Below are 23,145 nucleotides of genomic sequence, written 5' to 3'. Positions count from 1 at the left end.
GCACCATAACGGTTCGGCGCACAGTGGCGTCGACCGCCCGATGCCATGCCGATCTTCCAGGTCGCGGCACTATATGCCGATAAGTCCGACATGTCGGGCGCGTCAGCGCCTGACATGTCGCCTAAATCGGGATCACGCCGGTCGTGGCGGCCATGTGGCGGCAACCGCGCCAAACTCGAACGTTGGCACGCGGCGTCACGCAACGTGCTGACCCGTCGACGCAACGGCCCGCCCGGCGTTTTCGCCGGGCGGGCCGTGTGCGCGCGTGTCAGAGGGCCTTCTCGACCGCCAGCAGCAGGTTCGGGGCCTCGGTGGCCGGCACGCCGCCGCCCTGGGCGAGGTCGGCGTTGCCGCCGCCCCGGCCGGACAGCGCGCCCTTGACGAGGTCGCCGGCGGACAGGCCGCGGGACTTGCCGGCGCCGTTGACCGCGACGACCAGCGACGCCTTGCCGCCCGCGCGGGAGGTCACGGCGACGACCGCGGGGCGCTCGGCCGGGATGCGGCCGCGGATCTCCTGGACCAGGGTGCGCACCTCGTTGGCCGAGGTGCCCTCGGGCGCCTCGGTGCCGACGAACGCCACCCCGTGCACGTCCCGGGCCGCGTCGGCCAGGCCGCCGGCGCCGGCCAGGACCAGGGAGACGCGCAGCTTCTCCAGTTCGCGCTCGGCGTCGCGCAGCTGCGCGACCGTCTGCTCGACCCGGTCGGCGACCTGGTCGCCGGGGACGCGGAACAGCTCGGCCAGGCGCGAGACGAGGACGTGCTCGCGGGCCAGGTGGCTGAAGGCGTCCAGGCCCACGAGGGCCTCGACCCGGCGTACGCCGGAGCCGACCGACGCCTCCGAAAGGATCTTCACCAGGCCCAGCTGCGAGGAGCGCTCGACGTGCGTGCCGCCGCACAGCTCGCGGGCGTAGTCGCCGACCTCGACGACGCGGACCTCGTCGCCGTACTTCTCGCCGAAGAGGGCCATCGCGCCGATCTTGCGGGCCTCCTCCTGCGAGGTGATGAAGGCGTTCACCAGCAGGTCGCGCAGGAGTACCTCGTTGACCTGCTGCTCCACGTCGTGCAGCACGCTCGGCGGGACGGCCGCCGGGGTGTTGAAGTCGAAGCGCAGCCGGCCCGGGGCGTTGAGCGAGCCCGCCTGGGTCGCCGACTCGCCGAGGAAGTTGCGCATCGTCTGGTGGATCAGGTGGGTCGCCGTGTGGGCGCGCGAGACGGCCCGGCGCCGGTCGACGTCGATCTCGGCGAACGCCGTGTCGCCGGCGCGCACCTCGCCGGCCACCACGCGGGCGCGGTGCACGGTGAGGCCGGGCAGCGGCGCCTGCACGTCGAGCACCTCGACCTTGCCGCCGCCGAGCGTGATGAAGCCGGAGTCGGCGAGCTGGCCGCCGCTCTCGGCGTAGAACGGCGTGGCGTCGAGGACGATCGAGACCTCTTCGCCCTCGCCGGCGGCCTGGACGCCCAGCAGCGAGCGCACGCGCGATTCGCGGGAGATTTCGCGGTACCCCGTGAACTCCACCGGCCCGCCCTGCTCCAGCGCCGCCCGGTACACCGAAAGGTCGGCATGCCCGGTCTTGCGCGCCTTCGCGTCGGCCTTGGCGTTGGCCTTCTGCTCGGCCATGAGGCGGCGGAAGCCGTCCTCGTCGACCTGCAGGCCCTGCTCGGCGGCGATCTCCAGCGTCAGGTCGATCGGGAAGCCGTAGGTGTCGTGCAGCTGGAAGGCCTTGTCGCCGGCCAGGACCGCGCCGCCCTTGGACTTGGTCTCGGTCATCGCCAGGTCGAGGATCGTCGTGCCGGCGTTGAGGGTGGCCAGGAAGCGCTCCTCCTCGCCGTACGCGTACTGCGAGATGCGGTCGTACTCGTCGGCAACCTCCGGGTACGACGGCGCCATGCAGTCGCGGGCGATCGGCAGCAGCAGCGGCAGCGCCGGCCCCTCCTGCCAGCCCAGCAGACGCATGGAGCGGATCGCGCGGCGCAGGATGCGGCGCAGCACGTAGCCGCGGCCCTCGTTCGACGGGATGACGCCGTCGGAGATGACCATCAGCGCGGTGCGCACGTGGTCGGCGATGACGCGCAGGCGCACGTCGTCGGGGTGGCTCTCGGCGGCGACGTGTGAGACCGCCTGGCCGTACCGCTTGCCGGTCAGCTCCGCGGCCTTGGACAGGATCGGGGCGACCTCGTCGATCTCGTACAGGTTGTCGACGCCCTGCAGCATGGAGGCGATGCGCTCCAGGCCCATGCCGGTGTCGATGTTCTTGTTCGGCAGGTCACCGACGATGTCGAAGATCTCCTTCGACTTCACGTTGGTGATCTCGTGCTGCATGAAGACCAGGTTCCAGTACTCCAGGTAGCGGTCCTCGTCGACCTCCGGCCCGCCCTCCTTGCCGTAGGCGCCGCCCCGGTCGTAGTAGAGCTCGGAGCAGGGGCCGGCCGGGCCCGGGATGCCCATCGACCAGAAGTTGTCCTTCTTGCCGCGGCGCACGATGCGCTCGGCCGGCAGCCCGGTGCGCCGCCAGATGTCGATGGCCTCGTCGTCGTCCAGGTAGACGGTGGCCCAGATGCGCTCCGGGTCGAGCCCGAACCCGCCGTCGTCGACCGACTTCGTCGACAGGTCCCAGGCCAGCTTGATGGCGCCTTCCTTGAAGTAGTCGCCGAAGCTGAAGTTGCCGTTCATCTGGAAGAACGTGCCGTGCCGGCTGGTCTTGCCGACCTCGTCGATGTCGGGCGTGCGGATGCACTTCTGCACGCTCGTGGCGCGGCTGTACGGCGGGGTGCGCTGGCCCAGGAAGAACGGCACGAACTGCACCATGCCGGCGTTGATGAACAGCAGGTTGGGGTCCGCGATGGCCGGCAGCGGGGCGGAGGGCACCACCGTGTGCCCGTTGGCCTCGAAGTGGGCCAGGAAACGTCGCTTGATCTCGGCGGTTCTCATCCGTGCTGCCGGCCTTCCGGGTAAAGGTCCTCGTCCAGGGGCAGGCCTTCGGCGAACGCGGCGTGGATCTCGGCTTCGCGCTCGGCCATCCCGTCGCGCACGTCATCGACGAAGCTGCGCACGCCGGCGGCGATGCCCACGGCGGAGTCCCGCGCCGATGCCGCGATGCCCTGCGGGGTGAAGGCCTGGGCCTTCTTGGTGACCGCCCGGACCACCAGCGCCCCGACGGCGAGTCCGATTCCGAGCCACAGCAGACGCCGCATGGCTCAACCTTCCTTCAGATATGTGATTTCGTACCGCGTCAGCCGCGCCGGCGACGCTGCTTGATCTGCTCGCGCACCTCGGCCTCGTCCGCGTCGCGGCGACGGTTGGCGGCGGCCTTGCGCACCCCGTACCCGAATGCGGCGACCTTCACCAGCGGGTTGGCCGCGGCGGCGCTGACCACCGTTGACAGGTTCGCAACGTTTGCGCTGACGTGCGACACGTTTTCGGTGATGGTGTCGATCCGCGCGAGCTGCATGTTGACCCCGTCGAGGGTCGTGTGCACCTGCGTCAGCGCCGTGTTGACGTTGTCGATGGTCATGTTGACCCGCTCGAGCATCGGTGTGGTCTGATTGCCGGCGTCGCGCATGGCAACGGTGGCCGCGTCGATCGTGTGGCGCACGCGCAGGATCGGCACGGCAAGCACGAGGACGAGCACCAAGAATCCACCAGACGCCACCAGCGCCGCGATTCCGCCCAGGGACACGGTCACGCATGCCTCCTTCAACCCGCATGGATGCGCGATTCCAACGGAGGAACCCTACCCTCCGTGATGCGGCCCCGCGCTTCGACCGGCCGCGAAACGGTATTGCCCCACCGCCGGTGCATTCATCCGCGGGCGTCAGGGCGCCGCCGGGCCGCTCTTATTCGCGGCCGTCAGGGCCCGCCCTGGCCGCCGCCGCCCGGGTCGTAGCTGATCCGGTTGAAGACCTTGATGGTGGTCACGGCCAGTGGGCAGATCGCCGTCGGCGCGGGCCCGGGGGCCTCGCTCTCGCCGCCACCGGGGTCCGCCGACGCCGGCGCGGAGGGCGCCTTGGTCGCGCTGGGCTTGCCGGTGGGCGCCTTCGTGGCGCTGGAGCCGGGCGCCGGGCTGATCGTCGGCCGGGCCCCCTTCACGTCGCAGACGGCCGCGCGCACCCACAGGTCCAGCACGTACTCGTCGCGCTGCCAGCAGGTCTCGATCCCGTCCACGCCCTCGGCCTGGCAGTCCGGGATGTCCCACTCGACCCAGCCGGCGTCGCGCAGCTTGCCGACGAAGGCCCGGTTGGTCTCCTCGGGCCCGCGCGCCGACTCCCACGTGCGCTGCCGCGACCGGCACTCCCGGATGCACCACCGGCTCCCGAGCGCCCCGTCGGTCGGGTTGCGGGCCGCCCACTCGGGCAGGTTGAGGTCGTCGAGCTCGACGAAGACCGGGTCCCGCGAGAGCTCCCGGATGACGAAGAACGCCGCGGGCGCGCTGACCACGGCCAGCACCACGAAAATGATCGTGGCGAACCGCAGCTGCCGCACCCGCTTGGCCTGCGCCCGCTGCAACAGCCCGAACGGCGCGACCTGCGTCGTCGACTCCCAGTCGAACGCCATCGGCGAGCTGGCCGTGCCCCGGTAGGTCACCGGATTCGGATCGAACCGCGCCAGGTCGACGAACGGCTTCGGCGGCGGCCCGTCGCCCGGGAACCGCCCGCCGGGCGCCCTTCCACCCTGGTACGGCGTAGGCCGCCCACCGGGCCCCCCAGGCCCACCGGCGCCACCACGGCCGCCCTGCCCGGGTCCGCCAGGCCCACCCGGCCCGCCACGACCGTCGCGCCCGTGCCCTCCGGCGCCACCCTGGCCGCCCTTGCCGGGTCCGCCAGGCCCATCCGGACCGCCACGACCGTCGCGCCCGCTCCCGCCCGCGCCACCCTGGCCGCCCTGGCCGGGTCCGCCTGGACCGCCGGGTCCACCGGCCCCGCCTGGACCGTTGGGGCCGCCCGAACCGCGGGGTGCGCCCGGAGCGTTGGGTCCGCCCGGAGCGCGAGTCGGCGCGTCCATCGGCGCGTTGCCGGCAGCGGCGGCCCGGCCGCCGCGGGCGTCGCCGGTACGCGGGTCGGGCACGCGCGGGTCGGGCACGCGCGGGTCGGGCACGCGCGGCTCGGCGCCGCGGACGTCGGGTCCCTGTCCCGGGTTGCGGCCGCCCGGACCCTGGCCCGAGCGGAACGCCGCCGGCTCGTCGGCTTCGGCCGCGTGCCGACGCCCGCCACCGGAAGCACCAGAGCCGCCGGGGCCGCTCGGGATCCGGCCGGTGCCGGGCGCGTCGGGCTCGGCCTGGCGGGGTTCGGGCAGCGCATGTGCGGCCCGGCGCCCACCGGTCGGCGACTCCCGCTCGCTGTCCGGCGCGCGGCGGCGCCCGCCACCACCACCGGCGCTGCCACCAACGGCACTGCCACCGCCGCCAACGGCACTGCCACCGCCACCAACGGCGTTGCCAACACCACCGGCGTTGCCCGCGCCGGCACCGGGGTTGCCCGCGCCCGCACCGGCGGCGGGCGGTGGGGTGTCGTTCGCGGCCCGCCAGGCGTCGGCGTCCTCGCGGGCGGCTCGGCGCCCGCGCGACGGCGACTCCCCCGACGGCTCGTTCGAGACCCGCCACGGCTCCGGCACACCCGACAGCCCGGGCGTCGCCGGCCGCTCGCCCCGGCCGGACGGCCCCTGAGCCGGCGGCACGGCGGCCGGCGCCGAGGGAGGCACCGCGGCCGAAGCCCGGGACCCACTAGGCGCGGCCGGCGGCGGCACCGCGGCCCGCGCGCCGGCCGAAGACACCGGCGGCACAGCGGCCCGGGAACCGGCCGGGGACGCGGGCGGCACCGCGGCCCGCGCGCCGGGCGGAGACGCGGGCGGCACCGCGGCCCGCGCGCCGGGAGGGGACGAGGGCGGCACCGCGGCCCGCGCGCCGGGCGGGGACGAGGGCGGCGTCGCTGGCCGCGCGCCGGGCGCAGACGCGGGCGGCGTCGCGGGCCTGGAGCCCGACGGCGTCTCGCGAACGGCATCCCGCAGCGAGCGCCAGTCCTGCGGCGCGCCCCGCGACCCGGACGGCGACTCGCGCCCCGCATCGCGCGGCGGCGTGGCCGCCCGCGAACCCGACGTCGACTCCCTCGCACCGTCACGCGGCGCGCGCCAGGCCTGCGTAGCGTCCGGCCCACCCTGCGACGGCGCCGCCGGCCGCGAACCGGACGCCGACTCCCGCGCACCCTGCGACGGCGTCGCCGGGCGTGAACCGGACGTCGACTCCCGCGCACCCTGCGACGGCATGGCCGGGCGTGAACCGGACGTCGACTCGCGAGCGCCGTCACGAGGAGTGCGCCAGGCCGGCGTCGGCTCCGGGGCGCCCTGCGACGGCGCGGCCGGGCGTGTACCCGAGGCCGGCTCCCGGGCGCCGTCGCGCGGGGTGCGCCAGGCCTGCGTCGGCTCGGCGGGCGGAGGCGTGACCTCGCTGCGTGACTGGGGCGGTACCGTGCGGCGGGGATTCACCTGATCGAGCACGTCGCCGGGCGCGGGCGGGCCGCCGAACGAGCCCAGGTCGTCCTCGCCGCCGCGGCCGGCGCTGCGCAGCTCCGCCAGCCAGCCGAGTTCGTCGTCGCTCGGGCCTTGTTCGGCCTTGCCGCGGCCGCGCCGCTTCTTGGCCTCGTCCCGACCCGATGTCACCGGTGCCGCTCCTCCGCAATGCCGTCCTGCTCCGAAGCGTCACCCGCCTCGACGGGCGCTCCGGTCCCCCGCACGATACGCCGCAGCTTCGGCAATCGTTCCGCCACCGCGCGCTCAGCGCCATGGCCCGTAGGGCGGTAGTACTCCCGGTCGCCGAGCCCCTCCGGGGCGTACTGCTGCTGCACAACGCCTCGGGGATCGTCGTGAGGGTATTTGTACCCCTTCCCGTGCCCGACCCGGCTCGCACCCTTGTAGTGCGAATCGCGTAAATGCGCGGGAACTGCACCGCCCTGTCCGGAGCGGACGTCGGCCATGGCGGCGCCGATGGCGGCGACGACCGCGTTGGACTTCGGGGCGAGGGCGAGATGGATCACGGCCTGGGCGAGGACGATCTGCACCTCGGGCAGGCCGACGTACTCCACGGCGTGCGCGGCCGCCGTCGCGATGGGCAGCGCGGTCGGGTCGGCCATGCCGATGTCCTCGCTGGCTGAGATGACCATGCGGCGGGCGATGAACCGGGCGTCCTCGCCGGCGGTGATCATGCGGGCCAGGTAGTGCAGGGCGGCGTCGACGTCCGAGCCGCGGATGCTCTTGATGAACGCGCTCACGACGTCGTAGTGCTCGTCGCCGGCCCGGTCGTAGCGCAGCGCGGCCACGTCGACGGCCTTCTCGGCGGTCGCCAGGTCGATGCTGGGGTTGCCCTGCGCCGCCGCCGCGCCCGCGGCCGCCTCCAGCGCCGTGAGGGCCTTGCGCACGTCGCCGCCGGCCAGGCGTACCAGATGCGCCTCCGCGTCCGCGTCCAGCGCCACGGCGCCGTCCAGCCCGCGGGCGTCCGCGACGGCCCGGCGCAGCAGGGCGCGCACGTCGTCGTCGGTGAGCGGCTGCAGCGTCAGCAGCACACAGCGCGACAGCAGGGGCGAGATGACGGAGAAGTACGGGTTCTCGGTGGTGGCCGCGAGCAGCGTGACGGTCCGGTCCTCGACGGCGGCGAGCAGCGAGTCCTGCTGGGTCTTGCTGAAGCGGTGTACCTCGTCGATGAACAGCACGGTCGGCGGCCCGCCGCGGCGGCGCTCCCGGCGGGCGGTGTCGATGACCGCGCGGACGTCCTTGACGCCGGCCGACAGCGCGGACAGCGCCACGAAGCGCCGGTCGGTGGCGCCGGCGACGAGGTGGGCGATGGTCGTCTTGCCCGAGCCGGGCGGGCCCCAGAGGATCACCGACATCGGCGAGGCGCCGCTGCGCGGGGCTAATCCATTCGCAGCGCCGACGAGCTGGCGCAGCGGCGCGCCCGGGGCCAGCAGGTGCTGCTGGCCGACCAGCTCATCGAGGGTGACCGGGCGCATACGCACGGCGAGCGGCGAGTCGGCCGCCACGTCGGTGAAGGCCCCGGTGGCGACAGGATCGCTGCCGCCACCGGGTGGCTGAACCTCAAACAAGCCGTCCACGGCCCCAGACCCTACAGTCTGGATCTCACTTCGAGCGCTCGACCGGAACCTTGACGTCGTGCGGGACCGGCCCCTTGGGCTTGGCGTCGATGCCGGCCTCGGCCCGCTGCTCGGCGGTGATCGGGGTCGGCGCCCCGGTGAGCGGGTCGTAGCCGCCGCCGGTCTTCGGGAACGCGATGACCTCGCGGATCGAGTCGTAGCCGCCAAGCAGCATGCAGATGCGGTCCCAGCCGAACGCGATGCCGGCGTGCGGCGGCGGGCCGTACTTGAACGCCTCGAGCAGGAAGCCGAACTTGTCGGCGGCGTCCTCGGCGGTGATGCCGAGCATGTCGAAGACCCGGCGCTGCACGTCGCCGCGGTGGATACGGACCGAGCCGCCGCCGATCTCGTTGCCGTTGCACACGATGTCGTAGGCGTAGGCGAGGGCCTCGCCCGGCGCCTCCTCGAAGCGGTCGATCCAGTCCGCGTTGGGCGAGGTGAACGGGTGGTGTACCGCGGTCCAGCCCTTCGCCCCGCCGCCCGTGCCGCCGGCCTCGGGGTCGGTCGGCTCGAACATCGGCGCGTCGACGATCCAGCAGAACGCCCAGGCGCTCTCGTCCACCAGCTTGGCCCGCTTGGCGATCTCGATGCGGGCGGCGCCGAGCAGCTCCTGCGCCTCGCGGCGCTCGGTCGAGGCGGCGAAGAAGACCGCGTCGCCCGGCTTGGCCCCGACAAAATCCGCCAGACCCGACAGGTGCTCGGCGGACAGGTTCTTGGCGACCGGGCCGCGGGCCTCACCTGTTGCAGCGTCGAGGACCACGTAGGCCAGGCCCTTGGCGCCGCGCGCCTTGGCCCAGTCCTGCCACCCGTCGAGCTCCTTGCGGGTCTGCGCGGCGCCGCCGGGCATGACGACCGCGCCGACGTAGCCGCCCGCGTCGATGGCGCCGGCGAACACGCGGAACTCGGTGCCGCGCAGGTACTCGGTCAGCTCGGTGAGCTCGACGGAGTAGCGCAGGTCGGGCTTGTCGGAGCCGTAGCGGGCCATGGCGTCGTGCCAGGTCAGGTGCGGGATGGCGCCGTCGATCTCGTGCCCGGCGAGGTCGGACCACAGGGCCCGGACGATCGACTCGCCCAGCTCGATGATGTCGTCCTGGGTCACGAACGACATCTCGATGTCCAGCTGCGTGAACTCCGGCTGCCGGTCGGCCCGGAAGCCCTCGTCGCGGTAGCAGCGGGCGATCTGGTAGTACCGCTCCAGGCCGCCGACCATGAGCAGCTGCTTGAACAGCTGCGGCGACTGGGGCAGCGCATACCAGGTGCCGGGCTGCAGCCGTACGGGCACCAGGAAGTCGCGGGCGCCCTCCGGCGTCGAGCGGGTCAGCGTCGGGGTCTCGACCTCGACGAAGTCGCGGTCGGCGAGCAGGTTGCGGGCGATCTGGTTGGCCCGGCTGCGCAGCTTCATGGCCTTGTGCGGGCCGCTGCGGCGCAGGTCGAGGTAGCGGTAGCGGTAGCGCACGTCGTCGCTGACATTCTCACCGCCCCGTGATTCGCCGTCGTCGATCGGCAGGGGTAGCGGTGCGGCCTCGGACAGCACGTCGAGCCCGGTCGCGACGACCTCGACCTCGCCGGTGGGCAGGTCCGGGTTCTCGTTGCCGGCCGGGCGGGCCCGCACCTCGCCGGTGACGAGCACGCAGTACTCGTTGCGCAGCGCGTGCGCGGCCTGCATCTCCTCGCGGAAGACCACCTGGACGACGCCCGAGGCGTCGCGCAGATCGACGAAGATGACCCCGCCGTGGTCGCGGCGGCGGGCCACCCAGCCGGCCAGCGTCACGGTCGTTCCGGCGTCGGCGCCACGCAGGGTGCCGGACTCATGGGATCGGATCACAGGGTCTCCTTCGGCGAACTACGCAAGACTGCTCATTCTCTCACCGCAGCATGGGGGCCATGTCTTCGGCCGGGGGGTTCCAGTCGTCGCTGGACGCGGGGACCTGCTCGCCGGAGCGGATGTCCTTGACCTGGTCGCCCCCCTCGGCCGAGGCGCTGGCCGGGAACCAGACGAACGGGATGCCGCGGCGCTCGGCGTAGCGGATCTGCTTGCCCAGCTTCGCCGGGACGGGCGCCACCTCGGTGGCGATCCCCCGGGCGCGCAGCGCGGCGGCGATGCGGTTGCTGGCCGCCCGCTCCTCCTCGTTCCACAGCGCGACGAGCACCGCGGTCGGGGTGGGCCGGCTCACGGCGAGCGCGTCGGCGTCGAAGAGCAGGCCGAGCAGGCGCGAGACGCCGATGGAGATGCCGACGCCGGGGAAGACGTCCTTGCCGGCGCTGGCGAGGTTGTCGTAGCGGCCGCCGGAGCAGATGGAGCCGTACTGCTCGTAGCCGGACAGCTCGGTCTCATACACGGTGCCGGTGTAGTAGTCGAGCCCGCGGGCGATCTTCAGGGTGGCCTCGACCAGGCCCGGCGAGTGCTCGCGGGCCGTCTCGACGACGGCGGCGAGCTCGGACACCCCCTCGTCGAGCAGCGGGTGCTCGACGCCGAGCCCGCGCACGGCGTCGGCGAAGGAGGCGTCCTGCGCCCGGATCTCGGCCAGGGCGAGGCACGCCTTGGCCTGCGAGTCGGTGCCGCCGGCCTGGACGATGAGCTGCGTCACGGCATTTGCCCCGATTTTATCGAGTTTGTCGATTATCCTCAGGATTTCCTCGGGATCCTCCAGGCCAAGGCCCCGATAGAAGCCCTCGCAGAGCTTCCGGTTGTTCACCATGATCTTGACAGCGGGAATCGGCAGCGAGCGCAGCGCGTCGCCGATGACCAGGGGGATCTCGGCCTCATAGTGGGGCGGGAGGGTGTCCCGGTCGACGATGTCGATGTCGGCCTGGAGGAACTCCCGGTAGCGGCCATGCTGCGGCTTCTCGCCCCGCCATACCTTTTGGATCTGGTACCGCCGGAAGGGAAACTGCAGCTTCCCGGCATTTTCAAGGACATAACGGGCGAACGGAACGGTCAGGTCGAAGTGCAACCCCAGGCTCTGCTCCTCCTCGCCTTCGGCGGCCTGGAGCCGGCGCAGGGTGTACACCTCCTTGGAGGTCTCCCCCTTACGCAGCAGCTGGTCGAGCGGCTCGACCGCGCGCGTCTCCAGCGGGGCGAAGCCGTAGAGCTCGAACGTGCGCCGCAGCCGGTCGAGGACCTGCTGCTCCGCGAGGCGCTGGGCGGGGAGCCACTCCGGGAAGCCGGACAGCGGCGTGGGTCGGGTCATCGGTGTCTACCAGCCCTTTCGCGGCGCCTCGAGCGCCTCACGGAGGTACGGATTGCGCGCCCGCTCGCGCCCGATGGTGGTCTCGGGGCCGTGGCCGGGCAGGACGACGGTCTCGTCGGGCAGCGTCAGGACCTTGTCGCGCAGGCTGGCCATCATCTGGGCCATGCTGCCGCCGGGCAGGTCGGTGCGGCCGATCGAGTCGCGGAAGAGCACATCGCCGGAGAAGCACAGCTTGTCGTCGCCCTCGCCGCCGCGGAACATGACCGAGCCGCGGGTGTGGCCGGGCGCGTGGTCGACGGTCAGCTCCAGCCCGGCGATCCTGAGCACCAGGCCGTCCTCGAGCGGTGCCACGTCCTCCGGCTCGGTCCACGTCAGGCGGCCGCCGAAGAGCGACGTCAGGTCGGCGCTGAGGCCCTTGGCCGGGTCGGCGAGCATCTCGCCGTCGTCCGGGTGGATGTACGCCGTGATGCCCCGCGCGCCGCAGACCGGCGTCACCGAGAACGTATGGTCGAGGTGACCGTGGGTGAGCAGGACCGCGGCGGGCTGGAGCCGGTGCTCGGCCAGCACCTCGTCCAGCGGGTCGACGACCCCGATGCCCGGGTCGATCACCACGCACTGCTCACCCGGCGCCGGGGCCACGACGAAGCAGTTGGTGCCGAATGCCTCGGCGGGGAAGCCGACCACAAGCACGGCGGCGCTCCCTCCTGTCAATGTCCAACCAACGTCGATGTCCGAGCCAATCTCCAGCTAGACCCTATCCGGAGGTCAGGTACAGCGAACCGTGACCGGGCGGCGACCCGCATTCCGGGTTCTACCCGTACACTCTGGCGGGCGTGTGACGTGGCACCCAAATGTATTTTCCTGGAGGGGAGCACAGGTGGCTTCCAGTAAGAGCCGGCAGCGCGCTCTGGCGCGCGCCAAGACCGAACGCCAGATCGCTCGGAGGGCGGCCGCGGCGCGGCGACGCCGCCAGTGGCAGGCGGGCATCGGCAGTGCGGTGGTCCTCGTGCTGCTGGTCGTGGTCGTGATCTGGAAGACCGGAGGCTTCTCTCCCGCGCCGGCCCAGGCCGACGAGTGCGCCTACACGGCGGTCGACCCGGGCAACGGGGTGACGGACGTCGGCAAGCCGCCGACCAAGAACATCGTGAAGAACGGCGTCAAGACCATGACGCTGACCCTCGGCCAGGGCACCGTGACCGCCAAGCTCGACCCGAGCAAGGCGCCGTGCACCGTGAACAGCATCAGCTACCTGGCCGGCAAGAACTTCTTCAACAACACCACCTGCCACCGCGTCACCGGCGCGATCCTGCAGTGTGGCGACCCGGGCAACCCGCCCAACGGCAGCGGCGGGCCGGCGTACCGGTTCCCCAACGAGAACGTGCCGTCGCCGATCGAGCCGTCGGCCGACCCGAGCGCCGCCCCCTCGGCGGACCCCGGCACCCCCATGGCGCTGTACCCGATGGGCACGGTCGCGATGGCGCACTCCTCGCAGCCGGACAGCAACAGCAGCCAGTTCTTCCTGGTCTTCAAGGACACGCAGTTCCCGGCGGACTACACGATCTTCGGCACCATCACGGGCGGCCTGGACGTGCTGCAGAAGATCGGCGCGGCCGGCACCGACAACGGCTCCGCCGACGGCAAGCCGAAGGAGGAGGTCAAGATCAGCACGCTGAGCGTGACCGACACGGCGCCGGACGAGACCGAGCCGACCCCCGCCCCGTCGACGGGCGGCTCGGCACCGGCATCGAGCGCCTCGGCCGCCCCCTCGGCCAGCAGCAAGTCCTGACAAGGGCAGTTTCGTAAGTCCACCCCATCCCTGTTGAGCAAGGAGTACCAACCGTGACCACCAACCGGGACCGTCAGCGCGCAGCGGCTCGCGCAAAGCTGGAGCGGGAGATGACCGTGCGCGCCGAGCAGTCCCGGCTCCGGCGCCGCCGCAACACGACGATCGCCGCCGGGGCCGGTGCCCTGATCGTCCTGCTCGCCGCGGCGTGGGTGGTCGTCGCGGTGACCAGCGGCGACAAGGACGAGCAGGCGGGCGCCAGCCCGTCGGCCTCGGCCACCCCCACCAGCTGCTCGTGGCTGCCGCTGGTCGACCCGAGCTCGAGCGCCTCGGCCGACCCGGAGCTGGCGAAGAACACCAAGGACGTGGGCAAGCCCCCCGCCACCGGCGAGGCTCGCACCGGCACCCAGACGATGACGCTGGACACGAGCGTCGGCACGATCAAGATCGAGGTCGACACCGCCCACGCCCCGTGCGCCGCGGAAAGTTTCACGTACCTGGCCAGCAAGAAGTTCTTCGACGACTCGATCTGCCACCGCCTGGTGCTGCAGAGCGTCTACGTCCTGCAGTGCGGCGACCCGTTCGGCACCGGCTACGGCGGCCCGAGCTACCGCTACGCGGAGGAGAACCTGCCGACCGGCAAGCGCCCGGCCTACGGCGAGGGCGTGGTCGCGATGGCGAACAACGGCCAGCCGGCGTCCACGGGTAGCCAGTTCTTCATCGTGTACAAGGACATCGCCCAGCTCGACCCGAACTACACGGTCATCGGCCGCGTGACCGAGGGCCTCGACCTGGTCAAGAAGGTCGCGGAGGCGGGCGTGCAGGCCGAGCCGTCGGCCGACCCGTCGGCCGCGGCCAGCGAGGGCAAGCCGAAGACCGAGGTGCGCATCAAGTCCCTGACGATGAGCGCTCCGCAGGCGTAGTCACCAAGGTCAGACGGCGAGGGCCGTTCCCGGGGAACCGGGAACGGCCCTCGCTTTTGCGCTGCACAGTCCGGACGGGGCCCGCGAGCCCACGCCCCGAAGGAATGCCTCTCAGGCCCCCGAGGTGACCCGGTAGGCGTCGTAGACGCCGTCGATGCGCCGCACGGCGGCCAGCAGGTGGTTGAGGTGCTTCGGGTCGGCCATCTCGAACGAGAAGCGGCTGATCGCCACCCGGTCCCGCGTCGTGGTCACCGTCGCCGACAGGATGTTGACCTTCTCGTCGGACAGCACCCGCGTGACGTCGGCCAGGAGCTTGTGCCGGTCGAGGGCCTCCACCTGGATCGCCACCAGGAACGTCGACGCGCTGGTGGGCTTCCAGCTCACCTCGAGCACGCGCTCCGGCTGCTCCTTGAGGTCCGCGGCGTTGGCGCAGTCGTCGCGGTGGACGCTCACGCCGCCCGAGCGCGTTACGAAGCCGAAGACCGCGTCGCCGGGGACCGGGGTGCAGCAGCGGGCCAGCTTGATCCAGACGTCGTCGACGCCCAGGACCTCGACGCCGGGGTCCGAGGCCGCCGTCCTGGTGCGGGCCGGGCGGGTCGGGATGGCGGTCTCGGCGATGTCCTCGACCGCGCCCTCCTCGCCGCCGTAGCCGGCGACCAGGCGCTGCACGATCGACTGGGCCGAGGCCTGGCCGTCGCCGACGGCGGCGTAGAGGGCGGCGACGTCGATCAGGTGCAGCTCGCGGGCGATCGTCATGAGCGACTCGGAGGTCAGCAGGCGCTGCAGCGGCAGGCCCTGCTTGCGCATGGCCTTGACGATCGCCTCCTTGCCGGCCTCGATCGCCTCCTCGCGGCGCTCCTTGTTGAAGTACTGCCGGATCTTGGTCCGGGCCCGCGGGCTCTTGACGAAGCCCAGCCAGTCCTGGGTCGGGCCGGCCGTCTCCGACTTCGAGGTGAAGATCTCGATGACGTCGCCGTTGGACAGGGTGCTCTCCAGCGGCACGAGCTTGCCGTTGACGCGGGCACCGATGCACTTGTGCCCGACCTCGGTGTGCACCGCGTAGGCGAAGTCGACCGGCGTCGAGCCGGTGGGCAGGGCGATGACGTCGCCCTTGGGCGTGAAGACGTACACCTCCTGGCTGGACAGGTCGAAGCGCAGCGCGTCGAGGAACTCGCTCGGGTCGCTCGCCTCGCGCTGCCAGTCCAGCAGCTGCCGCAGCCAGGTCATCTCGTCGATGTGCGCCGGCGGGCCGGCGATCGTGGCGTTCTTCGTCTCCTTGTAGCGCCAGTGCGCCGCGATGCCGTACTCCGCGGTGCGGTGCATCGCGTAGGTGCGGATCTGCAGCTCGACGGGCTTGCCGGTGGGTCCGATGACCGTCGTGTGCAGCGACTGGTACATGTTGAACTTCGGCATCGCGATGTAGTCCTTGAACCGGCCCGGCACGGGCTGCCAGTTCGCGTGGATCACACCGAGCGCCGCGTAGCAGTCGCGCACCGTGTCGACGAGGATGCGCACGCCGACCAGGTCGTAGATGTCGCCGAAGTCGCGGCCCCGGACGATCATCTTCTGGTAGACGGAGTACAGGTGCTTCGGCCGCCCGGTCACCTCGGACTTGATCTTGGCGGCCTTGAGGTCGTTGGCGACCTTCTGGGTCACGGTGCGCAGCAGCGAGTCGCGCTGGGGCGTGTGCTCGGCGATGAGCCGGCTGATCTCGTCGAAGCGCTTGGGGAACAGCGTGCGGAACGCCAGGTCCTCCAGCTCCCACTTGATCGTGTTCATGCCCAGGCGGTGGGCCAGCGGCGCGAGGATCTCGAGGGTCTCCTTGGCCTTCTGCTCCTGCTTGGGGCGGGGCAGGAAGGTCAGGGTGCGCATGTTGTGCAGCCGGTCGGCCAGCTTGATGACCAGCACCCGCGGGTCCTTGGCCATCGCGACGACCATCTTGCGGATCGTCTCGGCCTTCGCCGCGTCGCCGAGCTTGACCTTGTCCAGCTTCGTGACGCCGTCGACGAGCAGCGTGACCTCGCCGCCGAAGTCGACCTGCATGCGCTCGATCGTGTACTCGGTGTCCTCGATCGTGTCGTGCAGCAGCGCCGCGACCAGGGTCGTGGTGTCCATGCCCAGGTCGGCGAGGATCGTGGCGACGGCGAGCGGGTGCGTGATGTAGGGGTCGCCGGACTTGCGGTACTGCCCCTTGTGGAAGTGCTCGGCCATGTCATACGCCCGCTGCAGCAGCCGCACGTCGGCCTTCGGGTGGCTGGCCTTGTGCTGGGCGATGAGCGGCTCGAGGACCTCGCTGACCGAGGGGCTCTGCCAGGGCGCGTTGAAGCGGGCCAGGCGGGCGCGGACCCGGCGGCCGGTCGGCGCGGCGCCGACGAAGCCGGCGACGGCCCCGGTCACGCCGCCCGCGGCGTCGGTCAGGTCCTCGGTGTCCTCGCCGAGGATCTCCTCGGCGGAGCGGCGGGGCTGGCCCGCATCGAGGCGGCCCGCCGACGTGCCGGGCCGGTCCGAGGCCCGGCGCTGGGGCGTGCCTGCGGGCGCCACGGGGAACTGCAGCACCACGCCGCCCGCCTCGGCCGTCTCCGGCGTGGCGTTCTCGCTGGCCTCCTGCGGTTCATCCTGCACGTGGTCGACCGTACCCTCAATGGGGGGTGCGATGTCGCCGGTCACCGGCCGCTCCTCATCGCCGACAACGATCCGAGGTGCAAGCTTACCCGTCCCCGCCGACATTTCCCGTCAGGGAAAGTGCCGGGAAAACGCCCGGGAACGCCCCTCAGACGGTCAACAGGGCATGAACCGGGCGCGGGGCCAGTCGGGACCGGCCCTCGAGGAACGAGAGCTCCAGCAGGACGCTGAAGCCGCTGATCGACCCGCCGGCCCGCTCGACGAGCTCCAGGGTGGCCTCCGCGGTGCCGCCGGTGGCGAGCACGTCGTCGACGACGAGGACCCGCTCCCCCGCCAGGAAGGCGTCCGCGTGGACCTCCAGGGTCGCCTCGCCGTACTCCAGCGCGTAGGTCGCCGACACGGTCTTGCGGGGCAGCTTGCCGGCCTTGCGTACGGGTACGACCCCCTTGCCCGTCGCGTAGGCGATCGCGGCGGCGATGACGAACCCCCGGGCCTCGATGCCGGCCACGACGTCGAAGCTGCCGGCGCCGTGCTCGGCGATGATCGCGTCGACGCTGGCGGCGAAGGCCGGGCCGTCGGCGAAGAGCGGCATGAGGTCCTTGAACAGGACCCCCGGCTTGGGGAAGTCCGGCACGTCCAGGACCTTGCTCGCGACCAGATCGGCGATCTCCACCCGGGCCTCCCACGCAAACGGCAACGGGCGCCGCGGCAACCGCGACGCCCGTTGATTACTACCAGATCGATTATCGGCGGCCGCTGCCGCCACCGGGGCGGCCGCTCGCCCGCGGGCGCTTGCCCTGGCCCGGCCGGGCCGACGGGCGGGCGCCCGGGCGCGGCGCGGCGCCGGCGAGCTCGGAGCGCTCCACCGACTTGGCCGGGCCGCCGATCGGCACGCCGTCGCTGTCGCGGGCCACCGTCTGCGGCTTGCTCGCCGCCTCCTTGGCCTGCGCGTTCCGCTTGGCCATGACCCGGTTGGCGTGCGCCTGCAGCCGCGGCTCGCGGCTCTTGAGCTCGGCCAGGACCGGGGTGGCGAAGAAGATCGACGAGTACACCGCGACGCCCATACCGATGAACAGGACCAGGCCGAGGTCCTTCAGCGTGCCGGCGCCCAGCAGGCCGGCGCCGATGAAGAGCAGGCCGCCGACGGGCAGCAGCGCCACGAGGCCGGTGTTGATCGAGCGCATCAGCGTCTGGTTGACCGCCAGGTTGGCCGCCTCGGAGTAGGTCGAGGTGCTGGAGCCCGTGATGCCACGGGTGTTCTCCTGCACCTTGTCGAAGACCACGACCACGTCGTACAGCGCGAAACCGAGGATCGTCAGGAAGCCGATGACGGTCGACGGGGTGACCTCGAAGCCGACCAGCGAGTACACGCCGCCCGTCAGCACCAGGTCGAGCAGCAGCGAGGCGATCGCCGCCGCGGCCATCCGCCACTCGAAGCGCGCGATGAGGTACACCAGCACCGCGGCCAGGAAGATCGCGAGGCTCAGCGCCGCCTTGTCGGTGACCTGCCCGCCCCACGAGGTGCTGACCGAGCTGTCGCTGATCTGGTTGGCGTCGATGTTGAAGTGCTGGGCGACGGCGTTCTTGACGTCGTCCTGCTTCTTCGGGTCGGTGATCAGCTCGGTCTTGATGACGTACTGGCTGTCGCCGACGGTCTGGCCGGTCTTGACCGAGACGCCGGCGTTGGTGAACGCCTGCTCGACCTGGTCCAGCGTGCCGACCTTGACCGGGACGTTGTACTGGTTGCCGCCCTCGAACTCGATGCCGAGCGTGAAGCCCCGCACCAGCATGCTGGCGATGGCGATCACGATCGCGATGCCGGCGACGGTGAACCAGACCTTGCGGCGGCCGACGATGTCGACGCCGGCTTCACCCCGGTACAGCCGGGCTGCGATCCCACCCGCGCTCATCGTCAGGCCTCCTTCGGGCGGTTACGACGCGTCGTGGCCGGAGTCGCCTCGGTCGTCGGGCGGTTTTCGAGGACCCGGCCGAGACCACTGACCCTCGGTGACAAGAATGCCTTGCTTCGAGCGAAGAGCGTCATGATCGGGTGACGGAAGAGGAACACGACCACGAGGTCGAGGATCGTCGCCACGCCCAGGGCGAAGGCGAAGCCCTTCACCGAGCCGATCGAGACGAAGTACAGGATCGCCGCCGCGAGCAGGGTGATCGTGTTGGCCGAGATGATCGTGCGGCGCGCACGGACCCAGGCCCGGGGCACCGCGCTGCGCGGGCTGCGGCCCTCACGTATCTCGTCCTTGAGCCGCTCGAAGTAGATGACGAAGGAGTCGGCGGCGACACCGAGCGAGACGATGAACCCGGCGAAGCCGGCGAGGCTCAGCGTGAAGCCGATCCAGCGGCCCAGGATGATCAGCGACATGAAGACCAGCACGCCGGAGAGCAGGAGGCTGATCATGATGACGCCGCCGAGCAGCCGGTAGTAGAAGAACGAGTAGAGCACCACCAGCAGCAGGCCGATGCCGGCGGCGAGCAGGCCCGCCTCCAGGTGGGAGCTGCCCAGGGTGGCCGAGATGCTCTGCGCGTCCTGCGACTTGAACGACAGCGGCAGGGCGCCGTACTGCAGCTGGCTGGCCAGCAGCTGGGCCTCGGACTTCGTGAAGGTGCCGCTGATCTCGGCGTCGCCGGGGATGACGGCCTGGATCGTCGGGGCCGACACCACGGTGTTGTCGAGCACGACCGCGACCTGCTTGCTGCTCTGGCCGCCGTTGTAGGCCTCGCGGGTCAGGTCGGTCCAGCGGTTCTGCCCGTCGCTGTGGAAGGACAGGTTGACCGTCCACTTGCCGTTCTGCGAGTTGATGCCGGAGCTGGCCTTCGACACGTCGGTGCCGAGCACCTTGGCCACGTCGAGCTGGTACTTCACGCCCGGGCCGCAGGCGACGGCCTGCTGGTCCTTGTTGCTGATCGAGCCGACCGGCCGGTGGTTGAGCTTGTCGCACGTGACGTACGGGATGTTGTACTGCATGGAGGCCGGCAGCACCGCGACCTCTTCCGGCGTCAGGTCCTTGAAGCCCTTGTACGTCTGGGCCTTGTCCGGCGCCTGGCTGAAGTCGACCGGCGCCTGCTCGGCGAGCGCGGCGGCCCACACGGCGTCGCCGAGCTTCTTCTGCACCGCGGCGCGCTGGGTGGCGATGTCCGGGGCCACCGAGTCGCTCGGCGCGGGGGTCGCGCCCGCGGCGGCGGTGCCCGACGGGGTCGGGGTCGCGGCCGGCGCCGAGGAGGCGGGGTCGCTCGGCTTGGCCGAGCCGCTCGCCGAGGTGGACGGGGCGGCCGAGCCCGTGGCGCTCGGCGAGCCGGACGCCGAAGCGGAGGCCGACGCCGAGGGGTCGGTCGCACCCGTGTCGCCCGTCTGCTGCAGCACCGTGCGGAAGCGCAGCTCCGCGGTCTGACCGATCTGCTTGAGGCGGTCGTCGCTCTTGCCGGGCAGGGAGACCACGATGTTGCTGTTGCCCTCGACGACGACCTCGGCCTCGGAGACACCCAGACCGTTGACGCGCTGGTCGATGATGCTCCGAGCGGTCTCCATCTGCGCCTGGGTGGGCTTCTTGTTGCCCTCCAGGTTCTGCGCCTGCAGCGTGACCGTGGTCCCGCCGATCAGATCAAGGCCCAGCTTCGGCTCGAGCCGGTCCCGCCACCCACCCTTGCCCCCGAACCATACGATCGAGGCAAGGATGATGAAGATGGCGGCAAGGACGGCGAGCTGGCGGCTCGGGCGCATCGGTGCCTGAGGTTGTGCCACGGCTGTCGGGTCTCCCTACACGACGCCGGCGGGGTTCGCGCGGCGTGAATGTTTCACAGAGCGGGACTTGCGAGCGGGATTTCAGTCGGAGTCCGCGGTGCCGGCGGACTCCTCCTCGTTGGCGGCCTCGTCGTCGGCGGCCGCCTTCTGCACCACCTTGCCGATTGCCTGGCGGGCGTACTTGGCGGTGACGCCCGGTGCGATCTCCAGGAGCACGGTGTCGTCATTGACCTCGGCCACGATGCCGTAGAGGCCCCCGACCGTGACGACCTCGTCGCCGACACCCATCGCGGACTGCATGCTCTCGACCTCGCGGCGGCGCTTCTGCTGCGGGCGGATCATGAGGAAGTACACGACGATGGCGAAGCCGGCGAGGAGGATGAACGGGAATGCTGATGAGCCCCCGCCAGTGCTCGCGTCGGCGTAATTCACGATATGGGCCTTCCGGTTCGAGTTATCTGATGTCCGCGCAGCGGATCGCGGCGAGTCTAGTCTGTGTGTCGGAGACCACGTAAACCGGCGTCCGTAACGGCTCCATCACGACAGGCAGGGAGCTTAGGGCTCCAAGCTGAACAGATCGGGTGTTTGGGACATGCCGCCCGCTGGGTTTCCGCCACCGACGGTACCAGCGGGGGCTGGGATTCCAAGGTGCCGCCATGCGCTCGCGGTGGCGATACGACCACGGGGCGTACGCGCGATAAGGCCCGTCCGCAGCAGGAATGGCTCGCAGACCTCCTCGACGGTGTCCGGCTGCTCACCCACGGCGACCGCGAGCGTGGACAGGCCGACCGGCCCGCCGCCGTGGCGCAGCAGGGCCGCGAGCACCGCCCGGTCCAGCCGGTCCAGGCCCAGCTCGTCGACGTCGTACACCCGCAGGGCGGCCCGCGCCGCGGCGAGATCGACCACGCCGTTGCCGCGCACCTCGGCGTAGTCGCGGACCCGGCGCAGGAGCCGGTTGGCGATTCGAGGTGTACCGCGGGAGCGCCGCCCGATCTCCACCGCGCCGTCGTCCAGGATCGGCACGTCGAGGATGCGGGCCGAGCGCGTGATGATCTGCTCGAGCTCCTCCGGCTCGTAGAACTCCAGCTGGCCGACGAAGCCGAAGCGGTCGCGCATCGGGCCGGTGAGCAGGCCGCTGCGGGTCGTGGCGCCGACGAGCGTGAAGGGCTCGACGTCCAGCGGGATCGCGGTCGCGCCGGGGCCCTTGCCGACCACGACGTCGACGCGGAAGTCCTCCATGGCGCTGTACAGCAGCTCCTCGGCCGGCCGCGCCATGCGGTGGATCTCGTCGATGAACAGCACGTCGCCGTGCTGCAGGCTGGTGAGCACGGCGGCCAGGTCGCCGGCCCGCTCGATCGCCGGCCCGCTGGTCATCCGCAGCCCGGAGCTCAGCTCGGCGGCGACGATCATGGCCATGGTGGTCTTGCCCAGCCCCGGCGGGCCGGACAGCAGGATGTGGTCGGGCGGGCTGCCGCGGCGCAGCGCGCTCTGCAGGAGCAGGTGCAGCTGCTCGCGGACGCGGTGCTGGCCGATCAGCTCCGACATGCGCTTCGGCCGCACGGTCTGGTCGGCGACCGCGTCCTCGTCGGAGGCCCAGGCGCTGACGAGCGGGTCGGTCATCGCAACGAGCCCAGCATCCGGATCGCCTGCTTGAGCAGCACCGGCACCGGCGGGGCGGTCTGCCCGTCGAGCTGCTCGGCCACGGCCGCCACGGCCTGGTCGGCCTGCTTCTCGTTCCAGCCGAGCCCGACGAGGGCCTGGCGGACCTGCTCGGGCCACACCGCACCGCCGACGAGCACGGCACCGGCGCCCGGCAGCGCGCCGATCTTGTCCCGCAGCTCCAGCACCAGGCGCTCGGCGCCCTTCTTGCCGATGCCCGGCACCTGGGTGAGCGTCGACGTGTCGGCGGCCGAGATCGCGCGGCGCACGACCTCCGGGGTGTGCACGGCGAGCACCGCCTGGGCCAGCCGCGGACCCACGCCGGTCGCGGTCTGCAGCAGCTCGAACAGCTGCTTGGCCTCGTCGTCGGCGAAGCCGTAGAGGGTCAGCGAGTCCTCCCGCACGACCAGCGAGGTGGCCAGCCGCGCCTCCTGCCCCACCCGGAGCTCGGCGATGGTGTGCGGCGAGCACTGCACGGCGAGCCCGACCCCGCCGACCTCGATCACGGCGCCGTCGGGCGACACCGCCATCACCTTGCCGCGAACGCTCGCGATCACCGGGCCCTCCTCAATGCGGCGCTGATGCGCTCCCGCGCGCCGCCCCGCCAGACGTGACAGATGGCCAAGGCTAAGGCGTCGGCGGCGTCGGCCGGGCGCGGCGCCACCTCCAGCCGCAGCAGCCGGGTCACCATCGCGGTGACCTGTGCCTTGTCGGCGTTGCCGTTGCCGCTGATGGCGGCCTTTACCTCGCTCGGGGTGTACAGCTGAACGGGGAGCCCGGCCCGGGCGGCGGCGAGGATCGCGACGGCGCCGGCCTGGGCGGTGCCCATGACGGTGCGCACGTTGTGCTGGCTGAACACGCGCTCGACGGCGACGGAGGCGGGGCTGAACTCCTGGACCACCTCGGCCAGCCGCTCGTCGAGGCCGAGCAGGCGCAGCGGCAGGTCCATGTCCGGGTCGCTGGTGACCACCTCGACGTGCACGAGCTTGCACGGCCGGCCGGGCCGGCCCTCGACCACCCCGACGCCGCATCGGGTCAAGCCTGGGTCGACCCCCAGCACGCGCACGCCCTGCTCCC

General features: G+C 71.9%; 20 protein-coding genes. 4 read left to right on the top strand and 16 right to left on the bottom strand.

Going from position 1 to position 23,145, the window contains the following annotated elements; genetic code table 11:
• Positions 1–268 precede the first annotated feature (268 nt).
• The 4 genes from alaS to ACQEVU_RS05870 all read right to left on the bottom strand — a co-directional run bounded on the left by alaS (position 269) and on the right by ACQEVU_RS05870 (position 4,582).
• Entirely contained in the window at positions 269–2,929 is a 2,661-nt protein-coding gene (alaS, locus tag ACQEVU_RS05885; RefSeq protein ID WP_433321512.1) for an alanine--tRNA ligase, read from the bottom strand.
• The gene (locus tag ACQEVU_RS05880; RefSeq protein WP_433321511.1) at positions 2,926–3,192 is read right to left on the bottom strand and encodes a hypothetical protein; all 267 of its coding nucleotides are present in this window, start codon (positions 3,190–3,192) and stop codon (positions 2,926–2,928) included. Before ACQEVU_RS05880 ends, alaS begins: the two co-directional genes overlap by 4 nt.
• A 38-nt stretch (positions 3,193–3,230) precedes the next feature.
• Positions 3,231–3,677, bottom strand: coding sequence for a DUF948 domain-containing protein (locus tag ACQEVU_RS05875; protein WP_433334812.1), 447 nt, complete (start codon positions 3,675–3,677; stop codon positions 3,231–3,233).
• 170 nt (positions 3,678–3,847) lie between these two features.
• Positions 3,848–4,582 carry a hypothetical protein gene (locus tag ACQEVU_RS05870; RefSeq protein ID WP_433321510.1) on the bottom strand — a complete coding sequence of 245 codons (735 nt, stop codon included), beginning with the start codon at positions 4,580–4,582 and terminating at the stop codon, positions 3,848–3,850.
• Between the two features lie 919 nt (positions 4,583–5,501).
• On the opposite strand from ACQEVU_RS05870, the gene ACQEVU_RS05865 reads away from it, so the two are divergent.
• Complete coding sequence (locus ACQEVU_RS05865; protein ID WP_433321509.1) at positions 5,502–5,660, top strand: hypothetical protein; 159 nt, start codon at positions 5,502–5,504, stop codon at positions 5,658–5,660.
• Between the two features lie 594 nt (positions 5,661–6,254).
• On the top strand, positions 6,255–6,479 hold the full coding sequence (locus ACQEVU_RS05860; RefSeq protein WP_433321508.1) for a hypothetical protein: 225 nt from the start codon (positions 6,255–6,257) through the stop codon (positions 6,477–6,479).
• 166 nt (positions 6,480–6,645) lie between these two features.
• Here ACQEVU_RS05860 and ACQEVU_RS05855 read toward each other — a convergent pair whose 3' ends face one another.
• Genes ACQEVU_RS05855 through ACQEVU_RS05840 form a run of 4 tightly spaced genes read right to left on the bottom strand, consistent with a single transcriptional unit; the run spans position 6,646 to position 12,014 of the window.
• A complete protein-coding gene (locus ACQEVU_RS05855) occupies positions 6,646–8,094 on the bottom strand; it encodes a replication-associated recombination protein A (RefSeq protein ID WP_433321507.1) in 1,449 nt (482 codons plus the stop codon).
• Positions 8,095–8,119: 25 nt separating this feature from the next.
• Complete coding sequence (gene aspS / locus ACQEVU_RS05850) at positions 8,120–9,958, bottom strand: aspartate--tRNA ligase (RefSeq protein ID WP_433321506.1); 1,839 nt, start codon at positions 9,956–9,958, stop codon at positions 8,120–8,122.
• Between the two features lie 40 nt (positions 9,959–9,998).
• The gene (gene hisS, locus ACQEVU_RS05845; protein WP_433321505.1) at positions 9,999–11,324 is read right to left on the bottom strand and encodes a histidine--tRNA ligase; all 1,326 of its coding nucleotides are present in this window, start codon (positions 11,322–11,324) and stop codon (positions 9,999–10,001) included.
• A 6-nt stretch (positions 11,325–11,330) separates the two neighbouring features.
• A complete protein-coding gene (locus tag ACQEVU_RS05840; RefSeq protein ID WP_433321504.1) occupies positions 11,331–12,014 on the bottom strand; it encodes an MBL fold metallo-hydrolase in 684 nt (227 codons plus the stop codon).
• A gap of 187 nt (positions 12,015–12,201) precedes the next feature.
• Between ACQEVU_RS05840 and ACQEVU_RS05835 the strand changes: the two genes are divergently transcribed.
• Both ACQEVU_RS05835 and ACQEVU_RS05830 read left to right on the top strand, forming a co-directional pair.
• A complete protein-coding gene (locus tag ACQEVU_RS05835) occupies positions 12,202–13,110 on the top strand; it encodes a peptidylprolyl isomerase (protein ID WP_433321503.1) in 909 nt (302 codons plus the stop codon).
• 53 nt (positions 13,111–13,163) lie between these two features.
• The gene (locus tag ACQEVU_RS05830) at positions 13,164–14,030 is read left to right on the top strand and encodes a peptidylprolyl isomerase (RefSeq protein WP_433321502.1); all 867 of its coding nucleotides are present in this window, start codon (positions 13,164–13,166) and stop codon (positions 14,028–14,030) included.
• 111 nt (positions 14,031–14,141) lie between these two features.
• Here ACQEVU_RS05830 and ACQEVU_RS05825 read toward each other — a convergent pair whose 3' ends face one another.
• The 8 genes from ACQEVU_RS05825 to ruvC all read right to left on the bottom strand — a co-directional run bounded on the left by ACQEVU_RS05825 (position 14,142) and on the right by ruvC (position 23,134).
• On the bottom strand, positions 14,142–16,697 hold the full coding sequence (locus ACQEVU_RS05825; protein ID WP_433321501.1) for a RelA/SpoT family protein: 2,556 nt from the start codon (positions 16,695–16,697) through the stop codon (positions 14,142–14,144).
• A gap of 103 nt (positions 16,698–16,800) precedes the next feature.
• A complete protein-coding gene (locus tag ACQEVU_RS05820) occupies positions 16,801–17,325 on the bottom strand; it encodes an adenine phosphoribosyltransferase (protein WP_433321500.1) in 525 nt (174 codons plus the stop codon).
• Positions 17,326–17,395: 70 nt separating this feature from the next.
• Positions 17,396–18,562, bottom strand: a complete 1,167-nt coding sequence (gene secF, locus ACQEVU_RS05815; protein ID WP_433321499.1) for a protein translocase subunit SecF — start codon at positions 18,560–18,562, stop codon at positions 17,396–17,398.
• A gap of 2 nt (positions 18,563–18,564) precedes the next feature.
• A complete protein-coding gene (gene secD / locus ACQEVU_RS05810; RefSeq protein WP_433321498.1) occupies positions 18,565–20,409 on the bottom strand; it encodes a protein translocase subunit SecD in 1,845 nt (614 codons plus the stop codon).
• A gap of 81 nt (positions 20,410–20,490) precedes the next feature.
• Positions 20,491–20,841: a preprotein translocase subunit YajC gene (gene yajC / locus ACQEVU_RS05805; RefSeq protein ID WP_433321497.1), complete on the bottom strand. Its 351-nt coding sequence runs from the start codon at positions 20,839–20,841 to the stop codon at positions 20,491–20,493.
• A 123-nt stretch (positions 20,842–20,964) separates the two neighbouring features.
• Positions 20,965–22,029, bottom strand: a complete 1,065-nt coding sequence (ruvB, locus tag ACQEVU_RS05800; RefSeq protein ID WP_433321496.1) for a Holliday junction branch migration DNA helicase RuvB — start codon at positions 22,027–22,029, stop codon at positions 20,965–20,967.
• Entirely contained in the window at positions 22,026–22,625 is a 600-nt protein-coding gene (gene ruvA, locus ACQEVU_RS05795) for a Holliday junction branch migration protein RuvA (RefSeq protein ID WP_433321495.1), read from the bottom strand. The genes ruvB and ruvA overlap by 4 nt, the downstream gene beginning before the upstream one ends.
• Entirely contained in the window at positions 22,622–23,134 is a 513-nt protein-coding gene (gene ruvC / locus ACQEVU_RS05790) for a crossover junction endodeoxyribonuclease RuvC (RefSeq protein ID WP_433321494.1), read from the bottom strand. Before ruvC ends, ruvA begins: the two co-directional genes overlap by 4 nt.
• Positions 23,135–23,145: the final 11 nt, after the last annotated feature.

The organism is Dactylosporangium sp. CA-139066 (assembly GCF_050936175.1).
Taxonomy (GTDB): domain Bacteria; phylum Actinomycetota; class Actinomycetes; order Mycobacteriales; family Micromonosporaceae; genus Dactylosporangium.
The sequence above is the reverse complement of the archived record's forward strand: the minus strand, read 5'-3'. Positions and strand labels throughout refer to the sequence as shown.

Bases quoted from the DNA above. Each gene is read 5' to 3' on its own strand.
- alaS (WP_433321512.1), bottom strand. From the start codon at position 2,929: ATGAGAACCGCCGAGATCAAGCGACGTTTCCTGGCCCACTTCGAGGCC.
- ACQEVU_RS05880 (WP_433321511.1), bottom strand. From the start codon at position 3,192: ATGCGGCGTCTGCTGTGGCTCGGAATCGGACTCGCCGTCGGGGCGCTG.
- ACQEVU_RS05860 (WP_433321508.1), top strand. From the start codon at position 6,255: ATGGCCGGGCGTGAACCGGACGTCGACTCGCGAGCGCCGTCACGAGGA.
- hisS (WP_433321505.1), bottom strand. From the start codon at position 11,324: ATGACCCGACCCACGCCGCTGTCCGGCTTCCCGGAGTGGCTCCCCGCC.
- secF (WP_433321499.1), bottom strand. From the start codon at position 18,562: ATGAGCGCGGGTGGGATCGCAGCCCGGCTGTACCGGGGTGAAGCCGGC.
- ruvB (WP_433321496.1), bottom strand. From the start codon at position 22,029: ATGACCGACCCGCTCGTCAGCGCCTGGGCCTCCGACGAGGACGCGGTC.